The 16,563-nt window shown below is 62.8% G+C and carries 17 protein-coding genes and 4 tRNA genes; 12 read left to right on the top strand and 9 right to left on the bottom strand.

The window, feature by feature from the left end; all coding sequences use genetic code 11:
• Positions 1–13: 13 nt before the first annotated feature.
• Positions 14–90, bottom strand: a tRNA-Asp gene (locus XM53_RS12995).
• Positions 91–116: 26 nt separating this feature from the next.
• A tRNA-Asp gene (locus XM53_RS13000) sits at positions 117–193 on the bottom strand.
• Between the two features lie 292 nt (positions 194–485).
• Here XM53_RS13000 and XM53_RS13005 point away from each other — a divergent pair.
• Positions 486–1,214 (top strand): helix-turn-helix domain-containing protein, encoded by a 729-nt coding sequence (locus tag XM53_RS13005; RefSeq protein WP_057793980.1) that lies wholly within the window; start codon positions 486–488, stop codon positions 1,212–1,214.
• On the opposite strand, the gene XM53_RS13010 is transcribed toward XM53_RS13005, so the two are convergent.
• Positions 1,197–1,883 carry a hypothetical protein gene (locus XM53_RS13010; protein WP_144435528.1) on the bottom strand — a complete coding sequence of 229 codons (687 nt, stop codon included), beginning with the start codon at positions 1,881–1,883 and terminating at the stop codon, positions 1,197–1,199. The genes XM53_RS13005 and XM53_RS13010 overlap by 18 nt on opposite strands.
• 167 nt (positions 1,884–2,050) lie before the next feature.
• Positions 2,051–2,126 (bottom strand) — tRNA-Val (locus XM53_RS13015).
• A 268-nt stretch (positions 2,127–2,394) separates the two neighbouring features.
• Here XM53_RS13015 and XM53_RS13020 point away from each other — a divergent pair.
• The gene (locus tag XM53_RS13020) at positions 2,395–2,751 is read left to right on the top strand and encodes a hypothetical protein (protein ID WP_057793984.1); all 357 of its coding nucleotides are present in this window, start codon (positions 2,395–2,397) and stop codon (positions 2,749–2,751) included.
• 24 nt (positions 2,752–2,775) lie between these two features.
• Here XM53_RS13020 and XM53_RS13025 read toward each other — a convergent pair.
• Positions 2,776–2,850: transfer RNA gene (locus tag XM53_RS13025), tRNA-Val, on the bottom strand.
• A 111-nt stretch (positions 2,851–2,961) separates the two neighbouring features.
• On the bottom strand, positions 2,962–3,327 hold the full coding sequence (locus tag XM53_RS13030) for an HU family DNA-binding protein (RefSeq protein ID WP_082630998.1): 366 nt from the start codon (positions 3,325–3,327) through the stop codon (positions 2,962–2,964).
• A 126-nt stretch (positions 3,328–3,453) separates the two neighbouring features.
• Between XM53_RS13030 and XM53_RS13035 the strand changes: the two genes are divergently transcribed.
• A complete protein-coding gene (locus tag XM53_RS13035) occupies positions 3,454–3,654 on the top strand; it encodes a hypothetical protein (RefSeq protein ID WP_144435529.1) in 201 nt (66 codons plus the stop codon).
• 319 nt (positions 3,655–3,973) lie between these two features.
• Here the strand turns inward: XM53_RS13035 and lon are convergent, their stop codons facing one another.
• Both lon and tgt read right to left on the bottom strand, forming a co-directional pair.
• Entirely contained in the window at positions 3,974–6,385 is a 2,412-nt protein-coding gene (lon, locus tag XM53_RS13040; protein ID WP_057793988.1) for an endopeptidase La, read from the bottom strand.
• Between the two features lie 755 nt (positions 6,386–7,140).
• Positions 7,141–8,271, bottom strand: coding sequence for a tRNA guanosine(34) transglycosylase Tgt (gene tgt, locus XM53_RS13045; protein WP_057793990.1), 1,131 nt, complete (start codon positions 8,269–8,271; stop codon positions 7,141–7,143).
• 148 nt (positions 8,272–8,419) lie between these two features.
• Here tgt and XM53_RS13050 point away from each other — a divergent pair, with 148 nt between their 5' ends.
• From XM53_RS13050 to tpiA, 9 genes are all read left to right on the top strand, one after another.
• Complete coding sequence (locus tag XM53_RS13050; RefSeq protein WP_236544490.1) at positions 8,420–10,096, top strand: mechanosensitive ion channel family protein; 1,677 nt, start codon at positions 8,420–8,422, stop codon at positions 10,094–10,096.
• 87 nt (positions 10,097–10,183) lie between these two features.
• Entirely contained in the window at positions 10,184–11,074 is an 891-nt protein-coding gene (locus XM53_RS13055) for an SPFH domain-containing protein (protein WP_057793994.1), read from the top strand.
• On the top strand, positions 11,071–11,343 hold the full coding sequence (locus tag XM53_RS13060) for an NfeD family protein (protein ID WP_057793996.1): 273 nt from the start codon (positions 11,071–11,073) through the stop codon (positions 11,341–11,343). The genes XM53_RS13055 and XM53_RS13060 overlap by 4 nt, the downstream gene beginning before the upstream one ends.
• A 133-nt stretch (positions 11,344–11,476) precedes the next feature.
• On the top strand, positions 11,477–12,883 hold the full coding sequence (gene rimK / locus XM53_RS13065) for a 30S ribosomal protein S6--L-glutamate ligase (protein ID WP_057793998.1): 1,407 nt from the start codon (positions 11,477–11,479) through the stop codon (positions 12,881–12,883).
• Between the two features lie 211 nt (positions 12,884–13,094).
• Positions 13,095–13,457 (top strand): SUF system Fe-S cluster assembly protein, encoded by a 363-nt coding sequence (locus XM53_RS13070; protein WP_057794000.1) that lies wholly within the window; start codon positions 13,095–13,097, stop codon positions 13,455–13,457.
• 44 nt (positions 13,458–13,501) lie between these two features.
• Positions 13,502–14,116, top strand: coding sequence for a MarR family transcriptional regulator (locus XM53_RS13075; protein ID WP_236544491.1), 615 nt, complete (start codon positions 13,502–13,504; stop codon positions 14,114–14,116).
• Positions 14,113–14,832 carry a DUF3307 domain-containing protein gene (locus XM53_RS13080; RefSeq protein ID WP_057794003.1) on the top strand — a complete coding sequence of 240 codons (720 nt, stop codon included), beginning with the start codon at positions 14,113–14,115 and terminating at the stop codon, positions 14,830–14,832. The genes XM53_RS13075 and XM53_RS13080 overlap by 4 nt, the downstream gene beginning before the upstream one ends.
• A 32-nt stretch (positions 14,833–14,864) precedes the next feature.
• Positions 14,865–15,215 (top strand): HesB/IscA family protein, encoded by a 351-nt coding sequence (locus XM53_RS13085; protein WP_057794005.1) that lies wholly within the window; start codon positions 14,865–14,867, stop codon positions 15,213–15,215.
• 59 nt (positions 15,216–15,274) lie between these two features.
• On the top strand, positions 15,275–16,027 hold the full coding sequence (gene tpiA, locus XM53_RS13090; RefSeq protein WP_057794007.1) for a triose-phosphate isomerase: 753 nt from the start codon (positions 15,275–15,277) through the stop codon (positions 16,025–16,027).
• A 4-nt stretch (positions 16,028–16,031) separates the two neighbouring features.
• Here tpiA and XM53_RS13095 read toward each other — a convergent pair whose 3' ends face one another.
• The gene (locus XM53_RS13095; RefSeq protein ID WP_057794009.1) at positions 16,032–16,493 is read right to left on the bottom strand and encodes an Lrp/AsnC family transcriptional regulator; all 462 of its coding nucleotides are present in this window, start codon (positions 16,491–16,493) and stop codon (positions 16,032–16,034) included.
• Positions 16,494–16,563 lie beyond the last annotated feature (70 nt).

Consider the following 16,563-nt stretch of genomic DNA (forward strand, 5'->3'; position numbering starts at 1 on the left):
GTAAGGAAGGACGTGGCGCGGTTGACGGGGCTCGAACCCGCGACCCCCGGCGTGACAGGCCGGTACTCTAACCAACTGAGCTACAACCGCGCAAAGGTCGTAATGTTCTGCAGCAGTGGCGCGGTTGACGGGGCTCGAACCCGCGACCCCCGGCGTGACAGGCCGGTACTCTAACCAACTGAGCTACAACCGCCCGCTGCAGGCCCGGAACCATGCCCCGAGCGTGAGGTGCTGTTTAGGCGGCACGGCCCGCCCCGTCAAGCGGTCACCGCGTCAAATCATGAGGAATTTTGCCATCCGCCAAAAGCCGCAGAAAGCAGGATCCTGAACGTTACGGAAACAGTGTTTTTCGTGCGATTCATGTGCAGGCATACCGCAAGACGCCTTTAAGATCCTTTACTGAGGACCGGTCAAAGGCTATTTGACGAAAAAGCAAAATGCCTCTTATAAATGACTATTAGTCCGTAAAACAGGATTACTGACCAGTGTTAGATTTCCACGACCGACTGAAGACCTACATCAAAGGTTCTTCCTACGATTACAAAGGCCTCTCGCTCGAGATCGGCCAGGGCGAGCGTTATATCTCCAACCTGCTGTCTTCGAAAAGTGATCCGGGCTATTCCAGTGTCGTGAAAATCTGCTCGGCCCTCGGCATCACGCCGAACCAGATCGCGGGCCTCAACGACCAGATCACCCTGGCGGGCGGCGAGATCGACAACCGCATCGTCTCCGCCCAGGCCGAACGCATCCTGACTTCCGTCACCCGCGAGGCGCATCGCAAGCTGTCGCAACGCGGCGCGCGCCCGCTGTTGGATGACGTCCTGACATGGTGGCATCAGCAGGGCGGCGTGCTGACCAACTTCGACACGCTCAGCGAGCATGTCGACCTCTACCTGGCCCCCGACGAGCATTCCCGCCTGCCCGAGCCCTACAAGATCGGACATCAAAGCCTGGCCGCCGAAAGCTTCGGCATCCAGACGGCCGAGCATCTGCGATATCTTTTCACCACCTTCGACGACAAGCTGTGTGAAAGCGTCCGCCTCGCCCATGTCGAGACCACCAAGGGCGACCCGAAACTGACGATCGAAGAGATCGACGTCATGCTGCCCGGCCACAGCTTCCCGCTGCGCTTTACTTACAAGCGGCTGCTGCTGCCTGTGCGCGACGCCTACAACAACAAGTACGTGCTGAACTATTCACAAGCTCTCGAGTGAGCCGGCGTAATACGCCATCATGTGGGCGAGATGCTCGGATGACAACGCCACCAGCCACTCGCTGTCACCGCGTCCCGGCGGCGGCGGATCGGCCCATTTCGCCACGCCCGGCACCTGCACCGTGAACCCATAGGTCGTGGCGAACCCGGCCATGACATCGCGGTCGCGCATCATCGCATAGGTCCAGTCCACCGGCCATTTGCTGGCGATGCAGCAATGCAGCAAGATCATCAGGTGGCGCAGTCGCTGCCGCGACCCGCGCTGACCGGGGGCCACGAACAGCTCTCCGATATAGGCCATGCGGCCGTGAAAGCCCGGCGGCAGCGCGGTGGTGAACGCGGTCAGCGTTTCGCCGGACGGGTGCGGATAGTGCCGGCGCATCGTGCGGCGCATGTAATCGCCCATGCTTTCGCGGCCGACATTGTCATACCGCGTGGCGACCGCCGCGACGAACGTCTCGCCTTCCCACAGAACCAGCCAAAAGCCAGAGTTTTCGGTAAAGTCGTTGTAATGCGCCGACAGTTTCGCGGTCACGCTGGTCTTGCCGTGCGCGCGCACCAACTGCTCCATTTCGTCGAAGTCCGACACCGTCTCGATGCGGTACCCGTTCCGGCCCAATCCTGCGACGCACGCGCCGCCCACCTTGATCACGTCAAGTGAATTCAGCATCTGGCTTTGCATTCCCCCGAGTGAACCGTCTGTCCCGCGCCGGGTTTGGCCCGGCTGCAAGACATGGTTAACAGCACGCTATGCAGGTTGGAATGACTCCGATCCTTAAAAACGGAATGTTTCTTCTGCCGAAACAGTCTCCGAACCAGCCGATATGCAGGAAAGCATGGTGGGCGGTGAGGGACTCGAACCCCCGGCATCTTCGGTGTAAACGAAGCGCTCTACCAACTGAGCTAACCGCCCCTGCCGGCTTCCTCTAGCAACAGCGTTGTCGCCTTGCAAGATGCATAAAGCAATTGGCGATGCACCTCGAACCGCAGCCCGTCGTGAAACGCGTCGGTCGTGTTAATGGCCGGCAACGCCGGGCGCGCGCGCGCACACCTGTCGTCTGAGCGCTGTTTTGGCGCAACAGACCACGTGAATCGGCAGGCCTGTGCGAAGAAACAGGTGTCGAAACCCGCGCTGTCGCGGCTAGCCTTGCGCACCGAAAACCCGCAAGTGGCGCGATTTCATGGCACTCTCTCTCGTGGCTTTTGCCGTTCCGGCGGCCTTGTTCCTCGGTCTGGCCCTGCTTCCCCATGGGCGTCGGGCGCTCGTGGCCGGGCTGATCGCGGCGGGTGTGCTGGTGTGCCTCTGGCTGGTCCACTCACTCGATCTTCTCGGGCTCGGTGCGCACGGCGACGACAGGATGCAGATCAGGGTTTTCCTGATGCTCTTGGCGCTCAGCCTCGCGTGGTTTCTCGGAACGTCGCTTCAGGTCTTGCGCCGCCGCTTTCCCGCCCATTGGCCGGGCTGGAGCTGGCCCGCGGTCGTGGTCGTGACCCTCATGGTCATCAGCTTCGGCATCTGGCGGATGGCGACGCTCTGACAGGGACGGTCGCTTTGGGAAAAATGGTGGGCGATAGAAGATTCGAACTTCTGACATCTTCGATGTGAACGAAGCGCTCTACCACTGAGCTAATCGCCCGCCGAGGCCGCTGTTTAGCGCCCCTTTGGCACTGGTGCAATAGCAAAGCTGCACGGAATTTCCGAGGACAATCGACGTCGCGAAACACCGCCGCGCCTTGCTCCGGCGGCGTCAGGTTTCGGTCGCGGCGCCGTTCGATTTGGGCTGACGGATCTTCGCCACCGTGACGCGCGCGTTGCCGGTATCCTTCTGCCGGTTGATCTTCACCTTGCCGAACGGCTTGAGGTTCAGCTCCCGCCCCTCTGCCAGCGCCTCGCCCAGCACTTCGAGCATGGCTTCGACCACCGGCTTGACCTTGTTCTTGTTCAGATCGGCCCGGTCCGCGACCAGCTGGAACAGCTCGGACTTTTTGAGCTCGGTCGACAGGATATCGGCCCCCGAGGTTTCGGTCACCACTTCCAGGTCCGGTTTGGCCCTGGCCGCGGTTTCCTTGGTGGATGCATCAGATTTAGAACTTGCCGTACTGCGCGACGCCATTTTGGGCCTCTTTCCATGAAGTTTTGCCACACGATACCCTAAAATGCGGCGAATGCTACCGCCGAGTTGACCTTTGACCGTCTTCGACGCATAACTTTTGGCGTTATGCAAACTGGGGATCACAAAGTGACCAAATTCATTGCCGCAGTCGCCTTCGCATCGCTCATCGTGATCGAACCCGCCATCGCCGGAACCCTGTCCGAGCCCGTTCTGGATCAACAGATCGTCATGGACGCCGCGGTCGAGGATTCCACCGCCAAGGTCGATATCCTGATGATCACGCTGATCTCCGTGTTCATGATCGCGATCGCCGGCGGCGCGTTTTAAAGCGTTTGGCGACAGACCCGATGTGCAGCTTGCCGTGAAACCCCGCGGCACGCGGCGCACGCTTCTCGCGGATGGCTAAGGTCAAAGGCAAAACGCCTGAGCGTCGCCGGACCAAAGCACGTCTCAAAACCCCAGCGCCTCGCGGCCGGTCTCATCTCGTCCGACGATTGGCCCGGACCGGGCCGGCACGGCCCCGGTCCATGGCCTTGCCGCAAGATCTCTTGATGCACCGCCCTAGCCGACCGCCGAGGATCTCAGTCCTGTATCGAAAAAGGCGCCCGGCATTGCGGGCGCCTTTCGTGTTTCTGCGTGACAGAGGTCAGTGGGTCACGGCCCCCGCCCCGTCCTCGCCGGACTTGCGCGCCGCTTCCGCGGCAGCAGCCTCTTCGGCCGCTTCGTCCCATTCCACCGGCTCGGGCGTGTCCACCAGCGCCAGTTTCAGGACGTCGCTCACGTGTTCCACGGGGATGATCTCCAGCCCCTCTTTCACGTTGTCCGGTATCTCGGCCAGGTCCTTTTCGTTCTCCTGCGGGATCAGCACCGTCTTGATGCCGCCTCTCAGCGCCGCCAACAGCTTTTCCTTCAGCCCGCCGATGGCCAGCGCGTTGCCGCGCAGCGTAACCTCGCCCGTCATCGCGATGTCCTTGCGCACCGGGATGCCGGTCAGAACGGACACGATGGACGTCACCATCGCCAGACCCGCGCTGGGCCCGTCCTTGGGCGTCGCGCCCTCCGGCACGTGCACGTGGATGTCCCACTTCTCGAACCGGGGCGGTTTCACCCCGATCTGCGGGCTGATTGACCGCACGTAGCTTGACGCGGCGTCGATCGATTCCTTCATCACGTCGCCCAGCGTGCCGGTGGTCTTCATCCGGCCCTTGCCCGGCAGGCGCAGCGCCTCGATGTTCAGAAGCTCGCCCCCCACCGACGTATAGGCCAGCCCGGTGACGACACCCACCTGGTCCTTCTCCTCGGCAAGGCCATAGCGGAACTTCTTCACGCCCAGGAACTCGTCGATATTCTCGGCGGTCACGTCGACGCGCTCGGCCTCTTTCTTGATGATCTTGGTCAGCGCCTTGCGGCACACCTTGCTGATCTCGCGCTCCAGGTTCCGCACGCCCGCCTCGCGGGTGTAATGCCGGATGATCGCCGTCAGGGCAGTATCGTCCAGGCTAAACTCCTTCTGCTTCAGACCGTGGTTCTTGATCTGCTTGGCCAGAAGGTGCTGCTTGGCGATCTCGCGCTTTTCGTCCTCGGTGTAGCCGGCCAGCGGAATGATCTCCATCCGGTCCAAGAGCGGCCCCGGCATGTTGTAGGAGTTCGCCGTGGTCAGGAACATCACGTTCGACAGGTCGTATTCGACCTCCATGTAGTGGTCCACGAATGTTCCGTTCTGCTCGGGGTCCAGCACCTCCAGCATGGCCGAGGCGGGGTCGCCCCGGAAATCCTGACCCATCTTGTCGATCTCGTCGAGCAGGATCAGCGGGTTCGTCGTCTTGGCCTTTTTCAGCGACTGGATGATCTTGCCCGGCATCGAGCCGATATAGGTCCGGCGGTGGCCGCGGATCTCGGACTCGTCGCGCACACCACCCAGGCTGATGCGGATGAACTCGCGCCCCGTCGCCTTGGCAACCGATTTGCCCAAGGATGTCTTGCCCACGCCCGGCGGACCGACAAGGCACATGATCGGGCCTTTCAGCTTTTTCGAGCGTTGCTGCACCGCGAGGTACTCGACGATCCGCTCCTTGACCTTTTCAAGGCCATAATGGTCGTGATCCAGCACGTCCTGCGCCCGGCTCAGATCCTTCTTCACGCGGGATTTGACACCCCACGGGATCGACAGCATCCAGTCCAGGTAGTTGCGCACCACCGTGGCCTCGGCGCTCATCGGGCTCATGTTCTTGAGCTTCTTCAGCTCGCCTTCGGCCTTCTCGCGCGCTTCCTTCGACAGCTTGGTATTCTCGATGCGCTCTTCCAGCTCGGCAATCTCGCCTTCGCCGTCCTCGCCATCGCCCAGCTCCTTCTGAATGGCTTTCATCTGCTCATTCAGGTAATATTCGCGCTGGGTGCGCTCCATCTGCGACTTCACGCGCGTCTTGATCTTCTTCTCGACCTGCAGAACGCTCATCTCGCCCTGCATCAGGCCGTAAACCTTCTCAAGCCGCTCGCTGACGCTCAGCGTCTCCAGCAATTCCTGTTTCTGCGCCACTTCGATGCCCAGATGCCCCGACACCAGGTCGGCCAGCTTGGCGGCATCGTCGGCCTCGGTCACGGCGGCCAGCGCCTCTTCGGGGATGTTCTTCTTGACCTTGGCATAGCGCGCGAACTCGTCCGACACGGTGCGCAACAGCGCCTCGATGGTCGCGGCATCGCCCGGCATCTCGGTCAGGTACTCGGCGCGCGCCTCGAAGAAATTCTCGTTTTCCAGGTACTCGGTGATCTTCACCCGCGCCACGCCCTCGACCAGCACCTTCACGGTGCCGTCCGGAAGCTTCAACAATTGCAGCACATTGGCCAGCACGCCGGAATTGTAGATCCCGTCCGCCGCCGGATCGTCCTCGCCCGGGTCGATCTGGCTCGACAGCAGGATCTGCTTGTCGTCCTGCATCACCTCTTCTAGCGCGCGGACAGATTTTTCGCGCCCCACGAAAAGCGGCACGATCATATGCGGAAACACCACGATGTCGCGCAGCGGCAGCACGGGGTAAGAGGCGTTAAGGGGATCTTGCATTCTCGGTATCCTGTATTGGCAAGAAGGCTCCGGTCCCGACTTGGCGGCAACCACCGGCCTTCTCCGTTTCGATAAGGTTAATCTGGGCGCTTTCGGCACAGTTTCAACCTCGGCCCCAGGAGGGGTCGCGGCAAGAATGCATTGCGCCACGGATGGGCACAAGCACCAAATATACCCGTTCTTAACGGAAGGACCACGAAGCTTGGCCTGCTTGCGTTCCAACCGGCTGGCCTTGCTGTCTTTGCGCCGTTCGAAAAAACAGCGCGCCAAATCGGGTCCAAAGGGCTGCGTCGACGTCTTTTCCCGGCGTGACGCCACTGTGGGCCGACGCCCCCGGCATCATGCCAAAAGCAGCGCGGCCAGAACCGCCACCGAGGCCCAGCTGAACGTGAATGCGGCATATGTCATCTCATTGCTCCCAGTCTGTCACAGTGTCGTGATGGCTCTGGGTCGCGTTCTACCGCCGATGGGTTCAAATATGGTGTACCGGCCCCATTCGCGGGACCGGTCCTTTTCGTGGAAAGAAGGATGCGCGTCGCGCTTTTCGCGTCACGCGAGCAGTATTGCCGCGAAAAGCGCGACGGACATCCAGCTAAAGGCAAAGGCAGCGTAAGTCATTGTAATATCGTTCACTTTCTAAAATAGTAGAATCATTATAAGCGAAAATCCGCCCATCACCTAGGAAATTCGGATGCCATTTGGGAAACAGTTTGGGGCTGAAAAACAGTGCTCTGGCTAAGCGTCGGTAAAGCCAGTCAAATCGCCGCGATATCGCCCTCTGCCCGCTGCGCATGAAACGCCGCCTCCCAGGCGTCGAACCGGCCGGCGGCAATCGCCGCGCGCATCCCCGCCATGATCTCCTGATAGTAATGCAGGTTGTGCCAGGTCAGCAGCATGGAACTGATGATCTCCTGGCTGCGGAATACGTGATGCAGATACGCGCGCGAATACTTCCGGCACGCCGGGCAGGTGCAGGCCGCGTCCAGCGGGCGCGGGTCGTCCTGGTGCCGCGCGTTCTTGATGTTCAGCACGCCGCGCCGGGTAAAGACCTGCCCCGTCCGCCCCGACCGCGACGGCAGCACGCAGTCCATCATGTCCACGCCGCGCTTCACCGCGCCCACGATGTCGTCGGGCTTGCCCACCCCCATCAGGTAACGCGGCTTGTCCTCGGGCAGATACCCCGTGGCATAGTCCAACACGCCGAACATCGCCGCCTGCCCCTCGCCCACGGCCAGCCCGCCGATGGCGTAGCCGTCAAAGCCGATCTCGACCAGCGCGCTGGCGCTTTCCTCGCGCAATTCCTGCGTCACGCCGCCCTGCATGATCCCGAACAGCGCGTGCCCCGGCCGGTCCCCGAACGCATCCTTCGACCGCGCGGCCCACCGCATCGACAGGCGCATCGCCCGCGCCACCTCGTCATCGCTCGCCGGCAGCGCGGGACATTCGTCGAAACACATCACAATATCACTGCCCAACAGGCGCTGGATCTCCATCGACCGTTCGGGTGTCAGCTCGTGTTTCGACCCGTCGATATGACTTTTGAACGTCACGCCCGCCTCGGTCAGCTTGCGCAACCCCGCCAGGCTCATCACCTGGAACCCGCCACTATCCGTCAAGATCGGCCGCTCCCAGTTCATGAACCGGTGCAAGCCGCCCAGGGCATCGATCCGCTCTGCCGTGGGGCGCAGCATCAGGTGATAGGTGTTGCCCAGAAGGATATCCGCCCCGGTCTCGTGCACGCTTTCAGGCATCATCGCCTTGACCGTGGCAGCGGTCCCCACCGGCATGAAGGCGGGCGTGCGCACGTCGCCGCGCGGCGTGCGGATCACCCCCGTCCGCGCCTGCCCGTCCGTTGCGCCCAGCTCGAAAGCGAAACCCTGCGTCATGTTACCGTCCTCTCATCCTGCGCCCTCCATAACGCCTCTGGCAAAAGCTTCAATCCATCGCGCGCGCCCGTCCCCCGCCTTGACCCCGGATAAGTTTTTGAACCAAAAGCCACCCGGTCGGTTAGACTGCAAATAAAAGACGGGACATGTGACCAGCCATATGACAGCCATCGCCGCCCCGCTGCGCGTTCTTTTCGGCGCGATGCTCTTTGCCATGTGCCTTGCCCTGCCGGGCGCAGCGCAGGAAGAGCCCTATTTCGAGGTCGACTTCCTCAACCCCGGCCTGCCGGACATGCCCGACAGGATCAATCGCGACACGCCCCGCGCCACGATGGAAAGCCTGCTCGCGCTTTTGGCCGAGGACCAGTATGGCGCGGCGGCCCACCTTCTTGACCTGACAGACTTTCCAGTCGAACAGCAGGCCAATCGCGGCGCCGAACTCGCGCGCGAACTCAAGATGGTCATCGACCGGCAGATCCTGATCCCGTGGTCCGACCTCTCGGATCGGCCCGATGGCTGGCTCGAAGGCCCGCAGGAAGATCCAGGAACCGGCCGGACCCGCCGGTCGATCCTGCTCAGCACGCTGGAGCTCGACCAGCGGCCCGTACCGTTGCGGATCAACCGCGTAAGGTCCACCAACGGCGAGGTTGCCTGGGTCATTTCCCGGCAAAGCGTGCGCGACATTCCCCGCCTCTACGACCGGTTCAAGCCGACCGAGCTTGAAATGGCGATGCCCCCGTGGGCGCGCGAGCGCGGTCCCTTCGGGATGTATGTCTGGGAATGGCTGGTGCTGCCCGTCATCACCGTCATCGCATTCCTGCTGGGCTATATCGCTTACCGCATCGTCGGCTGGCTGGGGCAATTCTCCAGCCGCCGCATCGTGCAGGCCTGCGTCCGCGCCTTCCGCCTGCCCGCCACGATCGTCGTCGTCTCCGCGGTCATCGGCTTTGCCACCAACCGCCTGCTGGTGGTCACCGGCCCGATCAGCGTCATTGTCGGGCCCCTGGTCCTTCTGGGCTATGTCACCGGCTTCGCCCTGGCCGCCGTGCGCGTCGCCGACGAGATCTTCGACCGCGTCAGCCTCAACAGCCCCGAGGAACTTGCGATCCCGGGCAACGCGCATTACCGCAATATGGCCACGATGCTGTCGGGCTTTCGCAAGTTCGTCATCATCCTCGCGATCATCGTCGGCGCCGTCACCCTGCTCAGCTCTGTCCAGGTGTTCAATTCGGTGGGCTACACCCTGCTGGCCGGGGCCGGTGCGATCACCATCGTGCTGGGTTTCGCCGCCCGCGAGGTGCTGGGCAACCTCTTGGCCGCCGTGCAGATCGCGCTCAACCGCTCGGCCCGGATCGGCGACCAGATCATCTTCGAGGACCGCTTCTGCACCGTCGAGCGCATCCATTTCACCTATGTCCAGCTGGCGATCTGGACCGGCAACCGCTTCATCGTGCCGGTCAGCCATTTCGTCAAACATCCGTTCGAGAACCTCTCCGCCGGCGACCGCGAAATGACCCGGCCCATCCGCCTGACCTTCGCCCAGACCGCCGATGTGTCGGCCCTGCGCACGGCGTTTTTCCAGATCATGGACGAAATCGACGACGGCACGCTGGGATCGAAGGACGACGCCGGCGTCTGGGTCGAGGATCAGGACGTCTTCGGCAAGAAGGTCCTCTTCGCCCTGCCCACGCCCGACCAGTCCACCTTCTGGGATCTCGAAACCGCCTGCCGTGAGCGCCTGCTGACCCGCGCCGCCGAGCTTGAACAGGAAACCGGCAAGCCCTTCCTGCCGCAAGGCCCGGCGCAGGATTATCCTGACAGCTGATCCCGCGCGCCCGGCACCGCCACCAAAGCCTTGCATTGGCGCGCGTCACGGCCCTATTAAGCCGGGACCTTTTCAACGGGGATCCCGATGACCGAAGACCAGATTATCGACCTGCTCTCGTCCAACCTGTCCTACATCCTGCTCGCGCTCTTGCTGTTCATCGTGATCTTCCAGGGCGTGAAGATCGTGCCGCAATCCGAACAGCACGTGGTCGAACGCTTTGGCCGCCTGCGCTCGGTGCTGGGGCCGGGGATCAACTTCATCGTGCCCTTCCTCGACAAGATCCGGCACCGCGTCTCGATCCTCGAACGCCAGCTGCCCAATGCCAGCCAGGACGCCATCACCCGCGACAACGTGCTGGTCGAGGTCGAAACCTCGGTCTTCTACCGCATCACCAACCCCGAAAAGACCGTCTACCGCATCCGCGATGTGGACGCCGCCATCGCCACCACTGTCGCCGGGATCGTCCGGGCCGAGATCGGCAAGATGGATCTCGACGACGTGCAGGCCAACCGCTCGCAACTGATCGACACGATCAAGCAACATGTCGAGGACGCCGTCGACAACTGGGGGATCGAGGTCACCCGGGCCGAGATCCTCGATGTCAACCTCGACCAGGCCACGCGCGAAGCCATGCTGCAACAGCTCAACGCCGAACGCGCCCGCCGCGCCCAGGTGACCGAGGCCGAGGGCAAGAAACGCGCCGTCGAATTGGCCGCCGACGCCGATCTCTACGCCGCCGAGAAAACCGCCGAGGCCCGCCGCATCCAGGCCGACGCCGAAGCCTATGCCACCGGCGTCGTGGCCCGCGCCATCGCCGATAACGGGCTGGAGGCCGCGCAATACCAAGTCGCCCTGAAACAGGTCGAGGCGCTCAACGCCCTGGGCCAGGGGCCGTCTTCGCAGACCGTGATCGTGCCCGCCCACGCGGTCGAGGCCTTCGCCAACGCCTTCACCATGTTGAAGGGCAAGCCATGATCGACCTGCTGTCGCACTGGTGGGTCTGGCTCTGCGCCGCGCTGGCCATCGCCATTCTCGAACTGCTGATGCCGGGCTATATCTTCCTAGGCATCGCCGCGGGCGCCGCAGTCATGGCGCTTCTGGTGGCCCTGCTCGGCCCTTTCATGCCGCCGACGCTCATCGCGCTCTTCGCGGCGATCTCGCTGGTTGCATGGCTGATACTGCGCCGCGTCTTCCGCGCCTCCGACGACCAGACCCGCTATTTCGACGAAGACATCAACAAGTAATCACGCCGTCCCCGGCAGACATGCCCCGCGCCACGCGGGCGCTGTCATCCTGCCGTGACCTTGTGCCGACATTGATTACGTGGTGAAACTTGCAGTTCCACCGTCGACCGATCCACTACGAAAAGGCCGCCACATGACAAATTCCGCCGACAGCCCCGAGATCCTGAACTTTGGCTGGGAAGAATGGATTTCCCTGCCCGGACTGGGGGTGCCGGCATTGCGAGCCAAGGTCGACACCGGGGCGCGCACCTCGGCGCTTCACGCCTTCGACATCGAAACCTTCGGCCCCTCCTCCAAACCCAAGGTCCGGTTCACGGTCCACCCGATCCCGGGCCGCGACGACCTCGTGATCCCCTGCTCGGCCCCCATCGTCGACCGGCGCGAGGTGGCGTCCTCGAACGGCGAGAAGGAACTGCGCTACGTCATCGAAAGCAAGCTCGAGGTCTCGGGCCAGTCCTGGCCCATCGAGATCACGCTCACGAACCGCTCCACCATGAACAGCCGGATGCTCCTGGGCCGCACCGCGCTCAAGGATCACATCTCGATCGTCGCCACCGACCGCTTCCTTCAGCCCGAGCTCAACTACGACGTCTACCACACCAAGAAGATGCGCGAGGCCCAGCCCAACCGCTCCTTGCGCATTGCGGTGCTGTCGCGCGAAGACAACTATTCGACCCGCCGCCTCGTCGAAGAGGGCGAAAAGCGCGGCCATTCCGTCGAGGTCATCAACACCACCCGCTGTTACATGGCGATCAACACGCTGGCGCCCGAGGTGCATTACGACGGCAAGCGCCTGCCCCGCTACGATGCCGTGATCCCGCGCATCGGCGCCTCGATCACCTCGTACGGTGCCGCCGTCGTGCGCCAGTTCGAAACCATCGGCACCTATTGCGTGAACCCCTCCGCCGGGATCTCGTCCAGCCGCGACAAGCTCTACGCGCATCAGCTCATGGCCCGCGCCAAGGTGGGTATGCCCAACACCGCCTTCGCCGCCTCGCCGCAGGACACCGGCAACCTGATCGGTCTCGTCGGCACCGCGCCCCTGATCGTCAAACTGCTGGAATCGACCCAAGGCAAGGGCGTCGTGCTGGCCGAAACCAAGAAGGCGGCAGAGTCCGTGATCGACGCCTTCCGCGGCCTCAAGGCTAACTTCCTCGTACAGGATTTCGTCAAGGAGGCCGCGGGCGAGGATATCCGCTGCCTCGTGATCGGCGGCAAGGTCGTCGCCTCGATGAAACGCACCGGGGCGGAAGGCGATTTTCGCTCCAACCTGCACCGCGGCGGCTCGGCCAAGTCCGTGCGCATCACCAAGACCGAGCGCGAGACCGCCCTGCGCGCCGCCCGCGCCTTCGGGCTTGGGCTGGCGGGCGTGGATCTTCTGCGGGCCGAAGCCGGGCCCAAGGTGCTCGAGGTCAACTCCTCGCCCGGGATGGAAGGCATCGAGAAGTCCACCGGCAAGAACATCGTCGGGATGCTCTACGACGATATCGAGGCCCGCGTGCGCCCCGAACCCGTGCGGCGGCGGCGCACCAGCAAGTGACCCCTGGGAACGCAACGTCACGCGGCGCGCGTTAACCCTTTTGGGCCGCCCGATGCCGCGCCGCGGCGGTGTACGGGGGGTGCACGCGGGGTGTACGCATGTCACCCCCACCCGATCCGGCCAATATCGGGCGTTAATCCACCGCACCCCCTCTGGACGCGGCGCTCTCATATCCTTATATATTCAGTCGGATAACGGCACAGGACGTGACATGACCCAACAGCCAGAACCCCTCGAAGGCGCGCCGCTGATCGCGCCCTCCAGCACGGATCACCCGCTTTACGACCAGATCGTCGAAGCGTGCCGTTCGGTCTATGACCCTGAAATCCCTGTGAATATCTATGACCTCGGGCTGATCTACACGATCGACATCACCCCCCAGAACGAGGTCAGCGTCATCATGACCCTCACCGCCCCGGGCTGCCCCGTCGCCGGCGAAATGCCCGGCTGGGTCGCCGAGGCGATCGAGCCGTTAGCAGGTGTTAAACAGGTTGATGTTGATCTGACCTGGGAACCGCCCTGGGGCATGGACATGATGAGCGACGAGGCAAGGCTCGAACTTGGATTCATGTAAGGCAAGTAAAATCGCTTGCATTTCTCAAAAGCAAGCAATATTACTTGCATATGATCTGGACCGTCTTCACTGGCGATATCGTCGACTCCTCCGCCCTTTCGGCGGACCGTCTGGACGATGTCATGGCCTGTCTCGACCGGCTGTCAGATGACATCTCCGCCTGGGGCCAAGGCGCCACGGCAGCCTTCGGACGACGTGGCGGGGACGGATGGCAACTGGCGGTCAATCCGGCTGAATACACCCTTAGATCAACGCTTTACCTTCAATCCAGCCTGATGGCGTTGGAGCCGGCAGTGCAAACGCGCATCGCCGTAGCGACAGGCAAAGGCACCCTCTCCGACGCCAACCCCAACAGCGCCCACGGCCCCGCGTTCAGCGCCTCGGGCCGCCTGCTGGAAACGCTCACGGGCAACACGCTTCTCGCCCACGCCGCCGGTGGCCCGCTTGATGCCACCTACCGGCTTGCCGACCATATCGCGCAGGGCTGGACACAGGCCCAGGCCCGCGCCGTGGCCGAGATGCTGCCCCCCGGAACCGGGCCGCGCCGCGTCGCCGCCGACCGCCTTGGCATTTCCCGCCAGGCCATTGATCAGGCCCTGCACGCCGCCGGCTACCCGGCTCTGCACGATGCCCTGACACTGCTGGAGACGTCGGAATGATCGAGACCCTGACCGCCCTCCTCTTTGCTCATGTCCTGGCCGATTTCGTCCTGCAAACCGACTGGATCCACCGCCACAAGCGCCATTTCGGCGTCATGCTCCTACACGGGGCACTGGTACTGGTGGCCTCCATGGCCGCGCTTGGCCATGTGCAAGCGTTGCCGGTTCTGGCACTGGCCGCCCTGCACCTGGCCATCGACTGCGCCAAAACCTACGGTAAATTCAAAGGCCTGACGGCGTTTCTCACCGATCAGGCCCTGCACCTACTGGTGATTGTCGCCGTCGCGTTCTACGCCCCCACCCTCTGGGCCACCGGCGCCTGGGCCGACATGCCCACCCTGTTGCCGCTGATGGCGCTTCTCTCTGGCCTGATCGCGACCCTGGTCGCCGGACAATACGCCATCGGCCTGTTGATGCGCTCACATGGCGTCTTGATCCAGCAACGCGGCCTGCGCAACGGCGGCCGCCAGATCGGGCTGATCGAGCGTGGGCTGATCTTCTTTTTCGTCATGGCAAATCAACCGATTGGCGTCGGCTTTCTGATCACGGCCAAGTCCATCCTGCGTTTCGGCACGGCCGCGCGGGATCAAAAAACGGCGGAATACGTGATCATCGGCACGCTCGCCTCCTTTGCATGGGCTTTCCTGGTGTCCGAGGCCACCCGCGCCTGGATGGAATTGCTGCCCCCGCTTGAGATTGCCGGATGGCTTGCTTAGATTGAGGGCAACGCAGCGAGAAAGGCAGCACCATGTTCGGAATTCCAGGCAAGCAGGCGGTCACCATGACCCCCAAAGCGGCGTCGATGATTGCCCGCCTGATGGACAAGGACGGCCACCAGGGCCTGCGCATCGGCGTCAAGAAAGGCGGCTGCGCGGGCATGGAATACACCATGGACTACGTGACCGAGGTCGATCCCAACGACGAGGTGGTCGAGCAGGACGGCGCCCGCGTCATGATCGCGCCGATGGCGCAGATGTTCCTCTTCGGGACCGAGATCGACTACCAGACCTCGCTTCTGGAATCGGGCTTCGTGTTCAATAACCCCAACGTCACCGAGGCGTGCGGCTGCGGCGAGTCGATCAAGTTCGAAGGCATGTAGCCGTTGCCCCGCCCGGCGCAAGCCGCTACCACTCCGGTCAATTAACCCGGAGGTAAGGAATGGCGCGTAAGCTGGCGGCTGGTAACTGGAAGATGAACGGCACGCGCGGTGCCTTGCAGGAATTGTCCGCTCTCGCACAGGCGCATCCCGATCCGTCCGTGGACATCCTCATCTGTCCGCCCGCCACGCTGATACATCCGGCTGCGGCGCTTATGGCGGACTCGTCCGTTCAGATCGGCGGACAGGATTGTCACGCGCAGGTCAGTGGCGCCCATACCGGCGATATCTCTGCCGAAATGCTGGCCGACGCCGGCGCCAGCAGCGTCATCCTCGGACATTCCGAACGGCGCGAAGATCACGGCGAAAGCAGCGACGCCGTCAACGCCAAGATCCGCGCGGCCCACGCCGCCGGGCTGGTCGCAATCGTCTGCGTGGGCGAGTCGCTGTCTCAGCGCGACGCGGCCAACACGCTTGATATCATCGGCGGGCAGCTCGCCACATCCCTGCCAGATGCCTGCACCGCGGCCAATACGGTGATCGCCTACGAGCCGATCTGGGCCATCGGCACCGGCAAGGTGCCCACGACCGAACAGATCGACGAAGTTCACGATTTCATCCGCACCCACATGATCCGCCGCTTCGGCGAGGCCGAGGGCGGCGCAATGCCCCTGCTCTACGGCGGATCGGTGAAGCCCGACAACGCCGCCGAGATTTTCGCCACCGACAATGTCGACGGCGCCCTCGTCGGCGGCGCAAGCCTCAAGGCCGCGGATTTCTCGCCCATTATCAAGGCATTGGAGCAATCGACCTGATCGTCTAGACCGGCAACATCGTCGTCGACTTGATCTCTTCCATCGACAAGAGCGCGGTGACGTTGTGCACTTTCACCTCTGAAATCAGCGCCTGGTAGAAGGTGTCATAGGCCCGCGCGTTGCTGACCACGACCTTCAGGATATAGTCAATATCACCCGCCAGCCGGTGCGCCTCCATCACCTCCGGCCGGGTTCTCAGAGCATTCAGAAACCTGTCCTGCCACTCCTTATCGTGCTCTGACGTGCGGATCAGGACAAAGAAACAGGCCTCCAGACCCAGGGCCTCGGGATCCAGCAAAAAAGTCTGCTGGCGGATCACCCCGCCTTCCCGCATCTTGCGAATCCGGTTCCATACCGGCGTCTTCGAACTGCCCACGGATTTGGCGATATCGTCCAGCGACTGCCCCCCGTCCTTTTGCAGTTCCAAGAGGATTTTCCGATCCAGTTCGTCAAGGCGAACACTCATTCCACAATTTCCCTTTTCCCGGAACACGCCCTGTCCACTGAATGCATTTTGGAACGCATGTCCTTATTCG

This window comes from Roseovarius atlanticus (assembly GCF_001441615.1).
Classification (GTDB): domain Bacteria; phylum Pseudomonadota; class Alphaproteobacteria; order Rhodobacterales; family Rhodobacteraceae; genus Roseovarius; species Roseovarius atlanticus.

What these genes read in the sequence shown, in the direction of transcription:
- lon (WP_057793988.1), bottom strand. Translation starts at nt 6,385, where the DNA reads ATGCAAGATCCCCTTAACGCCTCTTACCCCGTGCTGCCGCTGCGCGAC.
- XM53_RS13055 (WP_057793994.1), top strand. Translation starts at nt 10,184, where the DNA reads ATGACCGAAGACCAGATTATCGACCTGCTCTCGTCCAACCTGTCCTAC.
- XM53_RS13085 (WP_057794005.1), top strand. Translation starts at nt 14,865, where the DNA reads ATGTTCGGAATTCCAGGCAAGCAGGCGGTCACCATGACCCCCAAAGCG.
- tpiA (WP_057794007.1), top strand. Translation starts at nt 15,275, where the DNA reads ATGGCGCGTAAGCTGGCGGCTGGTAACTGGAAGATGAACGGCACGCGC.
- XM53_RS13095 (WP_057794009.1), bottom strand. Translation starts at nt 16,493, where the DNA reads ATGAGTGTTCGCCTTGACGAACTGGATCGGAAAATCCTCTTGGAACTG.
- tgt (WP_057793990.1), bottom strand. Translation starts at nt 8,271, where the DNA reads ATGACGCAGGGTTTCGCTTTCGAGCTGGGCGCAACGGACGGGCAGGCG.
- XM53_RS13030 (WP_082630998.1), bottom strand. Translation starts at nt 3,327, where the DNA reads ATGGCGTCGCGCAGTACGGCAAGTTCTAAATCTGATGCATCCACCAAG.
- XM53_RS13060 (WP_057793996.1), top strand. Translation starts at nt 11,071, where the DNA reads ATGATCGACCTGCTGTCGCACTGGTGGGTCTGGCTCTGCGCCGCGCTG.
- XM53_RS13080 (WP_057794003.1), top strand. Translation starts at nt 14,113, where the DNA reads ATGATCGAGACCCTGACCGCCCTCCTCTTTGCTCATGTCCTGGCCGAT.
- rimK (WP_057793998.1), top strand. Translation starts at nt 11,477, where the DNA reads ATGACAAATTCCGCCGACAGCCCCGAGATCCTGAACTTTGGCTGGGAA.
- XM53_RS13010 (WP_144435528.1), bottom strand. Translation starts at nt 1,883, where the DNA reads ATGCTGAATTCACTTGACGTGATCAAGGTGGGCGGCGCGTGCGTCGCA.
- XM53_RS13070 (WP_057794000.1), top strand. Translation starts at nt 13,095, where the DNA reads ATGACCCAACAGCCAGAACCCCTCGAAGGCGCGCCGCTGATCGCGCCC.
- XM53_RS13020 (WP_057793984.1), top strand. Translation starts at nt 2,395, where the DNA reads ATGGCACTCTCTCTCGTGGCTTTTGCCGTTCCGGCGGCCTTGTTCCTC.